Raw genomic sequence first — 14,821 nt, 5'->3', positions numbered from 1 at the left:
TCTATATATCATTAATAATCTTTGAAAAGGGGCAATCTTATGAAAAAAATATACTTTTTATTAGCCGTTTTGTTCATCTTGAATATTACTCAATTGGTGTATAGTCAAAACTTAAAAGCACAGCTTAAAGAACAGATCGTTCAGGAAGGAGCGGAAAAAGCAAATAAAGAGTTTATAGAAAATTTTTTTACGTATCCAAATACAAAGCAACGTTATGATCAAATTAAACCTTTGATGACCGCAATTGGGTTTAGCTCAGCACTTCCTTCTGAAATTGATTTACCTCAGTATAATGAGAATACTCCCTCAGTATCATCAAAAATGAGTAAACTTCAGCCATTCCAGTATGCGATAGATAAAGATAAAGCAGAGTTTATAAATCAATTTAATGTGAGTACATCCTTTAATAATGTCGAAACCTCTCAAACGATAATTGTTCATACGGTATTGCTCTACTCAGAAGAGAAAGGCTGGCAGGTGGACGATGTCCAATTTATTACAACTATTGGAAATGAGAATAAGTAATTAAAAGAGTGAAAGAAGGATGTTGAAATTGGATGATCTATTTGAAGGATTGAAAGTTCTTGTAGAACAACTAGTTAGATTACTACAATTGGTGGGGCTACCGATTTTCACAGTCTTGATTATCGTAGGTTTTCTACTATTGTTGACATCGGGTAAAAATCCACGGAGAAAAAAGATGGGTTATGTCTTTGTAGTTTTATTCGGGAGTGGAGCTTTACTTATTGCATATGCACCATTAATTGCACAATCGTTTGTTGGAATAGAGCCACAACCTTCACATAGTGGAGATAGTGTGGAAAATATGGTGAATGGTGCAGGCTCCATTGGACCTCAGCTTTTCAAAGGAGTCTGGTTTGTTTCTATTCCAGTTGTATTTACAATGTTTTATTTTGGTCTTTTAGTACGGTTATCAGCTGCCAAAAATCCACAGAAAAAAAGATTGGGACTAGGAATGATGTTGTTTAGTCCTATAGTCTTGTTGGCTGCATACTTAGTACCTAAGTTATCTCACATGTTGTAAGGTGAATTGGGGAGATTATTGGCTATATGCGTTTGGTTATTGAATGGGTTGCCGAGGAGGGCAGTGGGTGACGTAGGGAATTACGAGACATGAGAAAAACAATTTAAAGGGGGGCGGATGGTGCTCTGCATAAAAGCCTACTTAAGGCTTTTGGAGCTGATAACGTTTGTCCAAACAACGGCAGAGATCGATCCATCCGTTATGATGTTCACTCTAAACCTACTGCATTGGTACGCTTTCCCCGCTTGTTCTCGGCTGAACATTCAGGGCTGCTGGTGACGTTAAGGGAGCAGGGTGAGGCAGGAAACTCATTTCCACAGGTGATACATATCTTTGTATTTGACTTGAATATAAATAACAGGTTTGAAAGCAGTAGTTTTTATTCCGGCCTACGGGATTGAACCCGCAGACCGGGCAAATTTGAGGTGGATCTTTAATCAAGTGTGCTCGCCCACTCATGCTCGCATGTTGTATCGCTATCAGCGTGCCTAGTCCATCTTTTAAGACAATATTTACAGTATTTGCTATTGTCGACCATTAGTTCGATTTCCACTGGCTCGAATAAATTGAACATATTCCAGTAAACCTGATATGCTTTTCCTCTTTGGTCGGTTGCCCCGGCGTAGTATCTCAGGGAGCCAGCCACAGGAGCAAATTCAACTGGTCTGTTAATAATGGTCAGAATCATACCATCCAACTCAAACGTTTTTTTGAGAGGCGTGAATGAAGCACCTGAAAAATAATCCACTGTAATCTGGTAATGTTCTTGTTCGATAAGTCTGAAAGCGTGGGGTGTCGGCCACTCAAACGTGTGCTCACCCTCATTGCGGTAAAACTCCTCAAAATCCCACGTAATGCTGTAGTGATTGGTAATTCCCCCGATCTCTACTTTATCCACGTAGAACTGCGATACCTTATGTCCAACATCTTTTGCGTCACCTGCATAGCCAGCGTTAACCAGTGTTTTTCCTTCAAATATGAAATCTTTTAGAGACTTCCAACTTTTCTCCATGAACTATTCTCCCTCTCTTTTTGCCTTTTTATATTTGTGATTATTATACATTTTTGTTATAGGAATTGCCTATTTTTCAATCTATTAAACGATGACCGAAACTACCAAAGCCGTAATACTTACGATCCACGTTACTGTTTCCATATGATTACCTCCTGTTATAGAGGGACCGTAGCCCTCGGATTATTACTAAAGCACTGTCGCGGCACTTGACATTAGTGGTATATTGTTTTTGCAACCTTAACACGAGGTGTATTGAAATTTTTAGTTCTAGTTTTAAAATAGAACAAAATTTCTAACCGTAACATGATGATGTATTGAAATAGCTATTTGTCACCCATCCGATTAACTTTTAACCGTAACATTTGATGTATTTTAATCACCTACGATCTGGTACTCGTTACCTCTGTAAGGCTACATTAACTTTTAACCGTAACGCATGGCGTTCTGAAAAAGTCCCTTGACCGAGGGGCTTTTTCATTTTCTATTGTTGTAAATCTCCACATCGGCCCCCGAATAGCAATGTTCCCGTTTGGCGTACCACTCGCCATCCTCCAGAACGTGGAACATGTCTGTAGCAAAGCCCACCAACTCCCCGGCCAGCTTCGCATACTCGCCGGGCTGAATAACCGTATCCGGGTTGCCATCCGATACAACTGTAATTTTAACTGACTCTCCGTTATAAACTAGCATCAAGATTGCCTCCTATAGAGGGATCGTAGCCCCTTGCTTGCTTATGAATCAAAACCGTTTTTCTGAAGCGAAGCTCTCAGCTTTTCAAATATCGGGTCGGTTATCTGTTCTACGTACTTTAGAATTCCTTCCCGGCGCTTCTCGGTCACTTTGTAACCATAGTCCTCTTAGTAAAAGGACATATCTTCCTTGGCTAGATACCACGTCGATGTGCCGCCGCCGGACAACCAATTGTACGTGATGATTTTAGCGGCACGCTTAGCCGTCATTCGCTTAGTTCCCACTAGGCTCAGCTCCTTCCAATCGTTTCTACAATTCGGTTTGCATGATTCTTTATTACGGCTGTCACAATTCTCACTCCACTTTGGAGTTGTAAGCATTCAATCTGGCCCCAGCCAGACGAAGCGCCTAAATGAAGTATTGTTTTGAACTATCTCCGAATTTAGCTACTCCCATAAGGGCGATTGCCCAAGCGTTTGTCATTACGTTTGCCATTCTAAACCTCTCCGTTTTTTTATTGTGTTCCCCTTGCTTGATTACATCTTACACCAATTATATTATTTAATCAACAATATAATTGTCGTTAAATTAAATAATTTCACTTTAGGTTATATATGATGTACTATAAGCATACGGAGGTGTTACCATGGAAATAAAAATAGATATGGAGCCAGCTACTAATGGAGTAAGGCTGATGCTCGCAAGTCGTGGCCGGTCGAGTGTTGCAGGCTTGGCGCAAGAGATCGGAATGAAAGAAACGACTCTTAGAGCAGCGATTCAAAGTGGCTCGTTGCGTTTGAAAGATTTTGTGCGAATCGCTGACACGTTAGGTTTTACTCTCAGTGTAAAGGATAGGGGGGAGGAGAAATGAACGATTTTGTGCATATGCATGTCTACCTAACTGGTCGCTGCACAAAGTGTAAGTACTATAGTGAGTTGCTTGTGTATGACTACGGCAAAATGACATACGAGCAACAAGACGCCGAAATGGATCACGTAAACCATCCTATAGTCCCTATCCCCTGCAGCAAATGTGGTGCGGAATATCCGGCAGAGCATATCGTGTATCGAGAGATGTTACGCAAAGTCGATGCGGTCAAGCAGGCAATTAATCACGACTATATTGACCCGGAGACAAGTGCGGCGATCCTGGAGGGGCACGAAAAGCGCTTCGAGATATTTGCGGATCGCGAAAAGGAGTTCTGGTCAGCGTTTACTGATTACGCGTTGGATAACTGGCAGGCTTCTGTAGCTGAGTTGTCACGCGTGGAAGTTGCGGCAGGGTTCGTTGCACTTGGACAGAGTCCAACTCTAAAGTCAGACTTACATGCTCGGCGCGAGGCACAAAAGGTGGCACAAGCAGACCGGCGCTCATTTTGGCAAGCTGCCAATGCCAAATTTGTAAAAGAGTTGCTCGATATCGGCGCAATGGGATGGGTGCCTATCGATTACACAAAGCACTTTGGCCCAGCACGCACCCGTTTTGGAATTATGTATTTCCCTATTGCAGAGTCGCAGGAGGACTTACGTACAAAATATATCGGATTGCTATTTAAACGGGAGCGCGGCGACAACGCCTTTCTTCTTCGGCGGGTCGGGCAATTGACCGATACAGCTCATAAGCAGACGGTAAAGTACAACAAGCTTTTACGCCTTCTTGATGAGCAAAAACACACAATTGCTACGTTCCAAGATAAGTTAGGTGTGGCCAACGCCAAGATTGCCAGTTTGAGCGAGCAGCAGCCGATCACAGAACGTAGTAAGGACGATATACGACGCATACGGGAGCTTAAAAGTTTTGTAGGGGAGTTGTTAGCAGAGCTTCGGAAACTGCGTCCAGATGAGTCTGAAGACGTTCAAGAGCCCCCTGTGTTGGTCGAGGATGCGCCCGATACTCAGACATCTCCCCTGCCTGATCTGTCGGACTTGGAGGGCAAGACAGTCTCTATAATCGGTGGCTACCGGAGTAGAGAGAGGAATGGTTATCCCTGCAACATCATCGTCCACGATGGACGTAAGCATAATCCGCATTTTTACGCTGCATTGCAGCAGGCTGATATCATCGTAGTACTGAGGCTCTTTGTATCTCATGCCAGTATGTGGGAAGCCAAGGCATTTGCAGCACAAGAGGATAAGCCGATATATTATGTTCAAGAAATCAATATCCGCTCTATTCTCAATATAGTGGCAAAAAAAAATCAGCAGGAGGTTAACCTCACTGCACTTTTAAAAACAGAAAATCCCCTAACATGAGAGGTTGTTAATGTTGATGATTTATTCCGCAACATTGGAGATTTTAATAAAATTGCCTTTGTAGTAAGGTGTACAAGGATATGGACATATATTATGCTCGGCATGAGCGATTTGAAAGATTATAGATTAGGCATTTTTCTGAGAAAGGAAGGAAGCTTTTATGAAGGAAATATGTAAAATGTGCTCAAATTATGATTCACTTGAGGAATCCTGTTTACGCCGGGTCTCATTTTATTTTACTGCCAATAATTGCTCTGATTTTATTCGTTATATGAACTTAATACCGCAAACAAAGGGTTTTGGGCGAACAATTCTTACTGTAGCAACGAAGCGAGGCATTGAGCGTGCTATCCCTGCATATCCAGAATTAGAGTTGGAATTGAAATGTGATAGTAACGGTGAAGTTGAATCAATTTTTACATATCAGGGTCAGAGAGAGATAATTCGTAAATATGGGCTTAGGTTAGCTACTAAAATGGCAGATGATAAAGGTATCCAGTTAAGTGTTCTACAACATGAACAAAATGACTTTCTTGATGCTGATAAAAATAGTTCCAGAGATGATAAACAAAGTAGCGGATCATCAAAGAATTTATACTGGATGAGTGAATCTCCAATTGAGGTATGGACATAAGTGGTTTATAGAAAATCTTTTTCCTTGTCGGTTCTTCCTCTTTTTTTGGAGTTAATTAAAGGTTATTGCTCTGCGAATATGCTAGAGAATATACATTTGAAGGTGGTAGTTTATCCCTTTCGTATGTAAAGGCAAGGCTTAGAACATACTCAAGCACATTGCTAAGCGATATAAACTAACCTAAATGAAAAACTGGCTCTTCACCTACTTGTTTCTCGAAGAATGAAGTTTTTGATATACTTTAAATAAGCGTTATACGAGTTTGAAAATATCTAAAACTAAGATAATCTAAAGTTGCAATTTCTTCTTAGAATAGAAATGCACTCGGAGATATACATCATTTATTCTAAATATGTAACAACTCTAATAATAGTGGTTTGATATCGGGAACTAAAATATTATATATAAAATCCGGAAGCACCGGTGATTACACTCTGAAGAAGAGTGTTTTCACTGAGTGCTTTTTGTTCATTTAAAGGAGGAGAAGTTTTGAAAAGAAAAGCTAAAGCTGTAGTAATTTCTATGTCTGTATTGATGGTATTTTGTTTACTGGTTGCAATGGTTTACGCAAATAGTAAGGACAACCAGCCTAAAGCGGTTAAATCGGGGATATCGTTAAATCACTTCGATGATCAGCCGGTCTTAGGTAAAAAGGATGCTCCCGCTACTATTATTGAATTTGGAGACTTCAAGTGCCCTGGGTGCAAGCACTTCGCCTCAGATATCTATCCAAGATTGATAAAAGATTATATTAATACTGGTAAGGCAAGCTTCAAATTTGTGAACTTTCCAATCATTGGTCCTGACTCTTTAACGGCAGCAGCGGCTGGTGAATATGTAGCAAAAAATAGCCCTGAAGATTTCTGGGCCTACTATGAGCAAATCTTTAAGCTGCAAAAAGATGAATCCGAAAACTGGGCCACAATTGCTTATTTAGTTGAAATAGCAAAAATCACAAAGGTCAAAGTCGATTATAAAGAGATGGAGAGATCGCTGAAAGCAGGAGAATTTGATGAAATGGTAAATAAAGATTTGAATTTTTCTCGTGAGTTGGGGATTCGGCAGACGCCTACACTGGTTGTAAACGGAATGGCTATTGAAACGGGAGGCCTTGATTATGAACAGATTAAGATCGCAATAAATGATGTGATTAGTAAAAAGGAGGAAAAAAAGTGATCAAAAAAACGTTTCAGAATTATGGAATTCTGATGGCTTGGTTTGTCTCAATCGTCGCCACATGTGGTAGCCTGTATTTTAGTGAGATTTTGCATTATGAACCTTGTAAATTATGTTGGTTGCAACGAATTTGTATGTATCCTTTAACTGTGATTTTGGGATATGCCTCCTTAACTGAGGATAGGAAATATGCTCGTTCCGCATTTTTTCTGTCTTTTATAGGTTTAGGTATTGCGTTGTATCATTATCTAGGCCAGAAGCTAGCGTCTCTTGGAAAAATACTACCTTGTAATGTAGGAGTATCGTGTAAAACAGACTACACTAACTGGTTTGGATTTATAACAATACCGTTGATGGCACTAACAGCTTTTACACTTATTTTATCATTTTTATGGATGACTAATAAAAAGGTCTCCTAGAACTTTATGGTGGAATGGCTGGAAACAGAATAAAGACCATTCGGCTCATCCATCACCATGAGATACACAGGTATCAATCAGGATATTATCAACCAAGCAATAAGTGGTTTTCATCTATAATTCACAGGAGGGTATGATTATTATGGAGCAAGCTTTCCACTTAACTTTTAACACTCATACGGTTTACGTTACTTTAGACGATGAAAAATTCTATAAATTAAATAAGCACGATTTATCAAGGGAAGAAGTTGAAAAAATACCTGTCCCAAGCAAAGAAAATCCAATTATGGTTATGCATAAATCACAGTTTGATCTAGCTAAAGGATATCTAATGGACATGCGAAAGCCCATTAAAATTAATTTGGGAACGGCCGAGATCTACAATCAAATTGGCTTCCTTACGGATGATGAATTTGTAGTTTATAAAAAAGAATTCGAAAAGGAATTGGCAGATAAATATTCTAGTAAATGATCAACAACGATTGAATATTATTATGTAAAGGGGCGGTCATGCCGTCCTTTTTTTCTGTTCTTTTAGGACTGAAGCAGAAAATAGCCATCGATGCGCACATCGTCGTGTTCCTGTAGAGCGATCAGTGCCGGTAGCTGCCCAAAGCCTAGATGTGCCCAAACCTGTCGGATTCTTGTTCCGTGGGTCTTTTAAGGATACCTAAGTTTCTGGAACAACACTCCAACACAGTCAGTACTTTGAGAAATAATCCCATTGTCGAAGTTGTTGTTGAAGACTATGCCTAATTTTCTAGTCTGCTTCTCAAATTATGAATAACCGAGTATAATTTATTTATTATCATTAATTTTTTGGCGAAGTCCTGGGACATATCTGCTGACTGTTTATTAAAGAACCCTCTTTAGGAGCATTTCTACTTTTCATTATAAGTAGATTAGTCTCTTTAAGATGGGTTCTTTTTTTGTTCCCAAATAGGAGGGAGATGATGATGAATTAAAAAATGTTGGGCACTATGAATAAAAATAAATTTGTGAAAGACCACGTTGTCCCAGACGGGAAGAAATGTGGTCTTTTTCATTAAAGGAGAGTAATCAATTGATGAGCTAAAAGCTGTTCAGGTAGAAAAACAGTTTTTTTATGTGGAGAAAATGCTGACTATTGTTGAAAGCGATCGTTATCTAATAAGGTTTATGAGGATTTAGAAAGTAGGGTAATCCATCTGAAAGCGTACTTGAAGCGGGAGAGGTTTATGAAAATTTAGAGTTTGAGGAAATGTACAACACCTTAGCTGGAAAAACTGATTCCCTATTAAGGGATAGTTAATAAGTCACTTTATTTCATATGAAAGGGGTGAAAAATTGTGGGTCGTCCCAAGCCAATTGAAGTCCATGTAAATAGCAAAGGATCGAAACATCTTGTGTTCCAAGAGCTGTTGCATGCTGAAGATGGTTATGCTTTTATACCCGTAGATGGTCGTTATAAGACTGATCTTTATAATCAAGGTTTATTGGATGGTAGAAAACGAGCTGTGCACTTCTTCAGTACTCTGTTTGAGTGTGAGAGTCCGTGGGTGCTAATACTCCCATTTCAGACTGCCGAAGAAAGTTTAATCAATTGTTCATTCTTTGGTGTAGTCAGTCTGGATCAAACTTACATCGTAAATATGAGAGAAGCAGTCACCTTTTTGAATAATGTTTGCATGCAATGCGAGGTGTATGGAACAGATAAGTGTTATTTCTCACTGTCATTTGATTGTGGCAAAGATGATCGCGAACAATATCGTGATAGTGCGTGGTTTGAAATGCAGAGAGAAATTCGCAGGAAAAGAAAAGAACGAGTATTCCCTGTTTAGCAGGTTGGGAGATTTGGACAGCGTTCCATGCCACGGTAAGTTTATACAGCTTGAGCGTTTCCGACTCTTTAGAACCCCGCAAGTGCGACACGTTCTTGGATCAGCTTGGAAGAGCAGCAGCAATGCTCTTGCTGAGGTAAAGTCTAAGCTGGGTTCATGATAAAAAGAGGCAAATAAAAGTTCAGAATGGAGAATGTAAAAATGGAAAAACAAGAAGTTAAAATTGAATATAACAATAACAAAGTTTTTTTCTTTAAGCATAGTTTTAAAACTGCTTTGGAACACGCCAACGATTTTATTGAAAGGAACAAAGGGAAATTTGAAATGAAGCTTTTTATATTAAACGAAAGAAATTTTTGGAGAAAATGGAAATTGACAAAGGTATATAAAAAATAGAGTTGCTTCGACACTTGTTATTCTAAATAAAAATCCTTTATTCATTTTATTTTTATTCAGAATGGAGAATGAAACTAGAATCTAAGTGGGAACATGAAATCTATAGCTATGAAGATACTGAAGAAGCTATAAAACATGAAAAGCAAATGATTGATGATGGTTGGGAAATTGTTGGCAGATGGACAGAATTGGAAACCGAATTTCGTAAGTCTAAAATACACCTTGATTCAATACAGCATAGGGGGAGTGGTAGCTTGTCGAAAGAAGAGGAAGAGCTTCATCGCATCTACAAACAAGCGATGAGACGAATTGATGAACTTGTAGAAGAGGTTTTTCAAATTTGCGATGATGTTGCAGATACTAACCATTACGAAAAAGATTGGGTTTTAGATCGATTCAGAGAGAAATTCAATAAAGCAAGGAGAACTTCGAAATAATTCATTCATAAAAATGTGTGCTTTTAGTCTGTACCTATATAGATATGTGCAGACCATAAGCTTCATATTTTTAAAAGAACAGGAGAACGATGATGCCGAAAATCGAGATTGAAGTCAAACAGGTTGACTCATTAAGCACATGGAAGGAAGAATATGAATGCCCAAGCGATCCGCAACAATGGGCTAAGAATCTGATTGAAAATAAGGTGCTGGATGAAGGCGAAACCGCTGTGGATCATAAATGGGGGGAGACGAACCTCATAACTATAGTTAGAGGTGAGATGTCCTACATTCACAAATCATAGAGAGGTGAAGATAGTGAAGTATGAGTTTTTACCTCTCATTGACTTGAGGGGAATCGCAGAGGGCTTGAATGAAGGAAAGAAGAATGTTAACGGTAGTAGGGTTTACGAGGGTTTTCACTTTTTCTCTCCACATGACTTTAATATGGCATCGATAATGGAATATTACTGTATAATAGCCATCGAAGGAGTAGATGTCCGGGGAGTAATGCTGCTTTATCAAGATCCTCAACATCCTTTAACGTACAGCATCTCGTATGTCGACGTTAGAAAAGACCACCAAAGGCAGGGAATCGCTAAGAGTCTTTACACAACATTGAACGGTCTTCTGAGTCCAAATAATGTCGTAATAGGGACCGATCTTACTGTTGAAGGTAAGGCAGCTAAACTGAAAAGACTTCGTAAAAAAACAATCACGACCTGCCACTCATTCGATAACTTCAATCAATATTTAGCGTACCTCCCTTTCCTCAGAAACGTGTGAATGCTGGCGAAGGAAGACAGGTGTTGATTGATTAAACAATTTAGGAAGTGGTGTGAGACCATGAGAGATCCCAACATTGTTTTAGTCAATCTAATCAAGAACGCCCAAAAGGAAGATTACCTCTTTACTGATCTTTACCACATTCTATACAACCCTGACTTCTGCCTTAAGGCATATGCCAAAATCCAGGGGAAGGAAGGGAACATGACTGCCGGTGCAGACGGAGAAACGATCGATGACTTCAATATGGAACGGGTAAGTAAGCTAATCAATAGTTTACGGGACGAGTCATATCAGCCAAAGCCTGCTAGAAGGAGAATGATACCCAAAAAATCTGGTGGTCAACGTCCTCTGGGCATTCCATCCTTCATGGACAAGCTCTTCCAGGAAGTTCTCCGAAACGTCCTGGAAGCAACCTATGAAGGTAGGTTCTCCGACAACTCTCACGGATTTAGACCCGAAAAGAGCTGCAGAGCACTGCTGAGTAGAATTAAGCTTGAGTGTACAGGGGTAAAGTGGTGGATCGAGGGAGACATAAAAGGTTTCTTTGAAATATCGATCACCACATTCTCATCGGTATGGATCGGCTTGAATAATGTTTGCATGCAATGCGAGGTGTATGGAACAGATAAGTGTTATCTCTCACTGTCATTTGATTTTGGCAAAGATGATCGCGAACAATATCGTGATAGTGCGTGGTTTGAAATGCAGAGAGAAATTCGTAGGAAAAGAAAAGATCGAGTATTCCCTGTTTAACAGGTTGGGGGATTTGGAAAGCGTTCCATGCCACGGTAAGTATGTTCCAGCTTGAGTGCTTTCCGACTCTTTAGAACCCCGCAAGTGCGACACGTTCTTAGATCAGCTTGGAAGAGCAGCAGCAATGCTCTTGCTGAGGTAAAGTCTAAGCGCTGAAAAAATTCAGTAGAACTGGTTATCTAAGAGGTCGAAAGATGGAGTAACGTCCAGAAAGGCCTCCTCCTTAGCGAATAGCGACAGTCTTTGAGAGTGGATTACGTTATAAAGCTCGCCGTATAGGCGCTGAAGATACCCTGACGGTTCGGCCGAGGAAATGCCCTTCGAGGGGAAGGTTGTATCAAGTGGTGCTTGGAGTCTAAAAAAACCTATGATGAGAATTCGTCCATTACTACATAATTGGGCGTAGACGAACTTCCGAGTGTACGGGTCTAAAGGTTCTGTATGTAGAAATGCATATTGCTGCTTTGGCAGCGTTGGACGTGGATAAGTAATCTTTTGTGGTGTGAAAGTCCATCTACTGTTACAGGCAGTAATCGAATTTTTATCGAGTTCAACAGGCTCATAGGAAGCATCTAAGGGTTCATGAACAGATAGGATAAACCGGAACGTGGTAAGCTGTTAACGCTGAGGACTCTCATCCATTGAAGCGGTCCAGGGAAAGTCTAAGATGATATTAGTCAAGGTATAACCTGGTTTGTAGCGGTGAAAGTGGTGGCACAGTACCATTGATGGCATTAACAAAGCCGGAGGGATAGCCACTAGTCTAGTATAAGACTGACCAACCATTCACTACAAGATCAATTTGGTCATAAGCTTGAAGTAAATATAGGGGATTGTTTACAAAGAAAAGGTATTGACTTGATAGTCAAAGACCTAATTTGAAAGAAACCCTCCTTTCAAGAACGGATTATCTTGTCTAGTGTTTTTTCGAAAGTAAAGCTTACCGTCAGTTGAGCTAGATGAAACGCCGTATGAGATCGAAAGACTCGTGTCCGGTGTTAACCGGGGGAAAAGCTGGAGATAACATTCAAAAGCTTACCTATCGGAATAACCATTGTAATGTGAAGTAGGGGCTTTTAGAGCTTCACTTAAGTGCAGAGTACGTCCCCTTCGTACTCCTTGTTGGTTGCCCTCTTTTTAAGCTGTGAGCTTAAAAAAGAAGAGGGCTCATGAATGCCAGATCTTGAAGGAAATTATACTGCCTGCTCCATATTTTCAGGAGGAGGCCTACTTGACTTTGCTTTTAAGGATTTATTTAAAATTATTTGGGCCAATGAAGTCTGCAAACCAGCTGCAGACAGCTACATTGCAAATGTAGGAAGTCATATTCGTATTGGAGATATTAACACCATACCCATTAGTGAGATACCCTGCGCGGATGTGTTTATTGGTGGTCCTCCATGCCAAGATTTTTCATCTTCTGGAAAAAACAAAGGAGAGAAAGGTGAGAGAGGAAAGCTTGTCTGGAAGTATGTGGATCGGCTACACTTGGTTGGACAGAAAATATAAGGGCTAGTAGAATAAGCAGATCAGAAGAAGGAGCGGATCTACGATGCCAAAACCAAGACGTACATTTACGGCAGAATTTAAGAAACAGATGGTGCAGTTATATGAGAATGGAAAGTCAAGGGTGAACATTGTTCGCGAGTACGACTTGAGTGCGTCTGCACTGGATCGTTGGATTGCGCAGAGTCAAAATTCAGGTTCTTTTACAGAAAAGGCGAATCGTAAGCCGGAGGAGCATGAACTTCTTTCTTTACGCAAAGAAATTCAACAACTACGAATGGAGAACGATATTTTAAAGCAAGCCGCGCTGATCATGGGACGAAAGTAAATGTGATTCGCAACAACGCGCACAAATACTCGGTATCAGCATTGTGTAAAGTCCTGGAGCTACCACGCAGCACCTATTACTACAAACCTGAACCAGCTGCTAACGAAGACGAACAAAAGATGGAGAACGCGGTTGTGGACATCTTTAGAGCAAGTCGAAATAACTACGGAACACGCAAAATCAAAGTGGAGTTAAAGAAAAAAGACATTCACACTTCACGTCGTAAAATCGGCCGTATGATGAAAAAACAGGGTTTAGTCTCCAATTATACCGTGGCTCAGTACAAGCCTTCCAAGAATGGTTCCAACGAGTCTGAAACCCAGAATCGACTGCAACGTCAGTTCCACCAAGAAGAGCCCTACGCGGTTGTCGTGAGCGATCTGACGTATGTACGAGTGGCTGGAAAGTGGCACTACGTATGCTTATTTGTAGATCTCTTTAACCGTGAGATGATTGGTTTTAGTAGCGGGCCACGGAAGACAGCATCGCTTGTGTATCAGGCGATTGCGAGCCTTTCCGTACGACTGGATTGTATCCAGATGTTTCATACGGATCGAGGGAAGGAGTTTGATAACCAGCTGATCTCGCAGGCCTTAGAAACATTTGGTGTCACCCGTTCGCTTAGCGCAAAAGGCTGCCCTTACGATAATGCTGTAGCTGAAGCTACCTTTAAAATCTTTAAAACGGAGTTCGCAAACCAGACTCATTTTCAATCAGAGGAGCAGCTTGATGTCGAGTTGCGTGACTATGTCCACTGGTTTAACCATCACCGTATTCATGGTACACTCGGGTACCTCACACCTGTAGAAGCCAGGAAAGTGCCCTCATAATAGTTGTTCAGTTTAGTGTTGACAATCCAATGTTGAGATTATTAAGGCAAAAAAGCCCCTTGCTTTCCTATTTGAGAATGTTGTTGGGTTAGCTCGAAAACACAAATTGACTTTACTCAAACTTATATCTCATTTCGATAAGTTGGGCTATCAAGTTAGTTGGAAAGTGTTAAACGCCAGTGATTTTTCAACAGCTCAACACAGAGAACGGGTCTTTTTTGTAGGAATACGAAAGGATCTTAAGTTTAAATTCTGTTTTCCTGATGTTTCATTTAATAATCGTAAAACAGTGGAGGATGTAATAGGTGATCTACCAGAAGCCGATGGAACTTTTCCAAACCATTACGCAACCTGGACTAGTCCTACACCACAACGAATTTATGACGTTATGGAAAATCCTCGGCCTAACCAGTTTAGAGGGATGCGTCGATTGCAAAAGGACGGAATTTCACCAACACTTACAGCGCATATCTCCAAAGATGGAAGAGAATATTTGCACCCGTCAAAAGATAGAAGACTTACTGTCAGGGAATGTTTGCGGATTATGGGTATGCCAGACACTTATGTCTTCCCAGAAAAAATGTTATTGACTCACCAGTATCGTGCGACCGGAAATGGAGTTGCCTATAACGTAGGACATGCATTAGCAAAAGCGTTATATAATCAATTATCTCATATTCCAACTCAGCTGAGCTTATTGTAGAAATAAATCAAAAAGTATAATATTTTA

The 14,821-nt window shown here is 40.3% G+C and carries 20 protein-coding genes; 17 read left to right on the top strand and 3 right to left on the bottom strand.

Features of this window, described 5'->3' with window-relative positions; genetic code table 11:
- Nucleotides 1-39 precede the first annotated feature (39 nt).
- Together QD47_RS23465 and QD47_RS23460 are read left to right on the top strand one after the other, a co-directional pair.
- Complete coding sequence (locus tag QD47_RS23465; protein WP_044648394.1) at nucleotides 40-525, top strand: hypothetical protein; 486 nt, start codon at nucleotides 40-42, stop codon at nucleotides 523-525.
- Nucleotides 526-544: 19 nt separating this feature from the next.
- Nucleotides 545-1,045, top strand: coding sequence for a hypothetical protein (locus QD47_RS23460; protein ID WP_044648393.1), 501 nt, complete (start codon nucleotides 545-547; stop codon nucleotides 1,043-1,045).
- Nucleotides 1,046-1,478: 433 nt separating this feature from the next.
- Here QD47_RS23460 and QD47_RS23455 read toward each other — a convergent pair whose 3' ends face one another.
- The 3 genes from QD47_RS23455 to QD47_RS34275 all read right to left on the bottom strand — a co-directional run bounded on the left by QD47_RS23455 (nucleotide 1,479) and on the right by QD47_RS34275 (nucleotide 3,233).
- Nucleotides 1,479-2,057 (bottom strand): hypothetical protein, encoded by a 579-nt coding sequence (locus QD47_RS23455; RefSeq protein ID WP_044648392.1) that lies wholly within the window; start codon nucleotides 2,055-2,057, stop codon nucleotides 1,479-1,481.
- Nucleotides 2,058-2,534: 477 nt separating this feature from the next.
- The gene (locus QD47_RS23450) at nucleotides 2,535-2,750 is read right to left on the bottom strand and encodes a hypothetical protein (protein WP_044648391.1); all 216 of its coding nucleotides are present in this window, start codon (nucleotides 2,748-2,750) and stop codon (nucleotides 2,535-2,537) included.
- 408 nt (nucleotides 2,751-3,158) lie between these two features.
- Nucleotides 3,159-3,233, bottom strand: coding sequence for a hypothetical protein (locus tag QD47_RS34275; RefSeq protein ID WP_412177995.1), 75 nt, complete (start codon nucleotides 3,231-3,233; stop codon nucleotides 3,159-3,161).
- 163 nt (nucleotides 3,234-3,396) lie between these two features.
- Here QD47_RS34275 and QD47_RS23440 point away from each other — a divergent pair, with 163 nt between their 5' ends.
- From QD47_RS23440 to QD47_RS31115, 15 genes are all read left to right on the top strand, one after another.
- Nucleotides 3,397-3,621 (top strand): hypothetical protein, encoded by a 225-nt coding sequence (locus tag QD47_RS23440; protein WP_044648389.1) that lies wholly within the window; start codon nucleotides 3,397-3,399, stop codon nucleotides 3,619-3,621.
- A complete protein-coding gene (locus tag QD47_RS23435) occupies nucleotides 3,618-5,003 on the top strand; it encodes a DUF2325 domain-containing protein (protein ID WP_044648388.1) in 1,386 nt (461 codons plus the stop codon). Before QD47_RS23440 ends, QD47_RS23435 begins: the two co-directional genes overlap by 4 nt.
- A 160-nt stretch (nucleotides 5,004-5,163) precedes the next feature.
- The gene (locus QD47_RS23430) at nucleotides 5,164-5,637 is read left to right on the top strand and encodes a hypothetical protein (RefSeq protein WP_044648387.1); all 474 of its coding nucleotides are present in this window, start codon (nucleotides 5,164-5,166) and stop codon (nucleotides 5,635-5,637) included.
- A gap of 489 nt (nucleotides 5,638-6,126) precedes the next feature.
- Nucleotides 6,127-6,813, top strand: coding sequence for a DsbA family protein (locus QD47_RS23425; RefSeq protein WP_044648386.1), 687 nt, complete (start codon nucleotides 6,127-6,129; stop codon nucleotides 6,811-6,813).
- A complete protein-coding gene (locus QD47_RS23420) occupies nucleotides 6,810-7,232 on the top strand; it encodes a disulfide oxidoreductase (protein WP_327204684.1) in 423 nt (140 codons plus the stop codon). The genes QD47_RS23425 and QD47_RS23420 overlap by 4 nt, the downstream gene beginning before the upstream one ends.
- A 142-nt stretch (nucleotides 7,233-7,374) precedes the next feature.
- Nucleotides 7,375-7,704, top strand: a complete 330-nt coding sequence (locus QD47_RS23415) for a hypothetical protein (protein ID WP_044648385.1) — start codon at nucleotides 7,375-7,377, stop codon at nucleotides 7,702-7,704.
- 856 nt (nucleotides 7,705-8,560) lie between these two features.
- Nucleotides 8,561-9,052 (top strand): hypothetical protein, encoded by a 492-nt coding sequence (locus QD47_RS23410; RefSeq protein ID WP_044648384.1) that lies wholly within the window; start codon nucleotides 8,561-8,563, stop codon nucleotides 9,050-9,052.
- A 201-nt stretch (nucleotides 9,053-9,253) separates the two neighbouring features.
- Complete coding sequence (locus QD47_RS23405; RefSeq protein ID WP_044648383.1) at nucleotides 9,254-9,448, top strand: hypothetical protein; 195 nt, start codon at nucleotides 9,254-9,256, stop codon at nucleotides 9,446-9,448.
- A gap of 68 nt (nucleotides 9,449-9,516) precedes the next feature.
- Complete coding sequence (locus QD47_RS33405) at nucleotides 9,517-9,885, top strand: hypothetical protein (RefSeq protein WP_235332338.1); 369 nt, start codon at nucleotides 9,517-9,519, stop codon at nucleotides 9,883-9,885.
- Between the two features lie 89 nt (nucleotides 9,886-9,974).
- Nucleotides 9,975-10,190, top strand: coding sequence for a hypothetical protein (locus QD47_RS23395; protein WP_152643861.1), 216 nt, complete (start codon nucleotides 9,975-9,977; stop codon nucleotides 10,188-10,190).
- Nucleotides 10,191-10,203: 13 nt separating this feature from the next.
- Nucleotides 10,204-10,671 (top strand): GNAT family N-acetyltransferase, encoded by a 468-nt coding sequence (locus tag QD47_RS23390; protein ID WP_044648381.1) that lies wholly within the window; start codon nucleotides 10,204-10,206, stop codon nucleotides 10,669-10,671.
- 27 nt (nucleotides 10,672-10,698) lie between these two features.
- A complete protein-coding gene (locus QD47_RS23385; protein ID WP_044648380.1) occupies nucleotides 10,699-11,427 on the top strand; it encodes a reverse transcriptase domain-containing protein in 729 nt (242 codons plus the stop codon).
- Between the two features lie 1,173 nt (nucleotides 11,428-12,600).
- Entirely contained in the window at nucleotides 12,601-12,936 is a 336-nt protein-coding gene (locus tag QD47_RS23380; protein WP_044648379.1) for a DNA cytosine methyltransferase, read from the top strand.
- A 43-nt stretch (nucleotides 12,937-12,979) separates the two neighbouring features.
- Nucleotides 12,980-14,091, top strand: a protein-coding gene (locus QD47_RS23370) for an IS3 family transposase (protein WP_152643860.1) whose coding sequence is annotated in 2 segments (ribosomal slippage) — nucleotides 12,980-13,226 and nucleotides 13,226-14,091 — 1,113 coding nt in all. Because the reading frame shifts where the segments join, the coding sequence is not laid out codon by codon here.
- 37 nt (nucleotides 14,092-14,128) lie between these two features.
- A complete protein-coding gene (locus tag QD47_RS31115) occupies nucleotides 14,129-14,794 on the top strand; it encodes a DNA cytosine methyltransferase (protein ID WP_327204685.1) in 666 nt (221 codons plus the stop codon).
- Nucleotides 14,795-14,821: the final 27 nt, after the last annotated feature.

Origin of the sequence: Paenibacillus terrae, from assembly GCF_000943545.1 — a bacterium.
Classification (GTDB): Bacteria; Bacillota; Bacilli; order Paenibacillales; family Paenibacillaceae; genus Paenibacillus; species Paenibacillus terrae_A.
This window is presented reverse-complemented; position numbering and strand designations above follow the sequence as displayed.

What these genes read in the sequence shown, in the direction of transcription:
- QD47_RS23440 (WP_044648389.1), top strand. Translation starts at nt 3,397, where the DNA reads ATGGAAATAAAAATAGATATGGAGCCAGCTACTAATGGAGTAAGGCTG.
- QD47_RS23415 (WP_044648385.1), top strand. Translation starts at nt 7,375, where the DNA reads ATGGAGCAAGCTTTCCACTTAACTTTTAACACTCATACGGTTTACGTT.
- QD47_RS23380 (WP_044648379.1), top strand. Translation starts at nt 12,601, where the DNA reads ATGCCAGATCTTGAAGGAAATTATACTGCCTGCTCCATATTTTCAGGA.
- QD47_RS23435 (WP_044648388.1), top strand. Translation starts at nt 3,618, where the DNA reads ATGAACGATTTTGTGCATATGCATGTCTACCTAACTGGTCGCTGCACA.
- QD47_RS23460 (WP_044648393.1), top strand. Translation starts at nt 545, where the DNA reads ATGTTGAAATTGGATGATCTATTTGAAGGATTGAAAGTTCTTGTAGAA.
- QD47_RS23455 (WP_044648392.1), bottom strand. Translation starts at nt 2,057, where the DNA reads ATGGAGAAAAGTTGGAAGTCTCTAAAAGATTTCATATTTGAAGGAAAA.
- QD47_RS23465 (WP_044648394.1), top strand. Translation starts at nt 40, where the DNA reads ATGAAAAAAATATACTTTTTATTAGCCGTTTTGTTCATCTTGAATATT.
- QD47_RS33405 (WP_235332338.1), top strand. Translation starts at nt 9,517, where the DNA reads ATGAAACTAGAATCTAAGTGGGAACATGAAATCTATAGCTATGAAGAT.
- QD47_RS23450 (WP_044648391.1), bottom strand. Translation starts at nt 2,750, where the DNA reads ATGCTAGTTTATAACGGAGAGTCAGTTAAAATTACAGTTGTATCGGAT.
- QD47_RS23395 (WP_152643861.1), top strand. Translation starts at nt 9,975, where the DNA reads ATGATGCCGAAAATCGAGATTGAAGTCAAACAGGTTGACTCATTAAGC.
- QD47_RS23430 (WP_044648387.1), top strand. Translation starts at nt 5,164, where the DNA reads ATGAAGGAAATATGTAAAATGTGCTCAAATTATGATTCACTTGAGGAA.
- QD47_RS23405 (WP_044648383.1), top strand. Translation starts at nt 9,254, where the DNA reads ATGGAAAAACAAGAAGTTAAAATTGAATATAACAATAACAAAGTTTTT.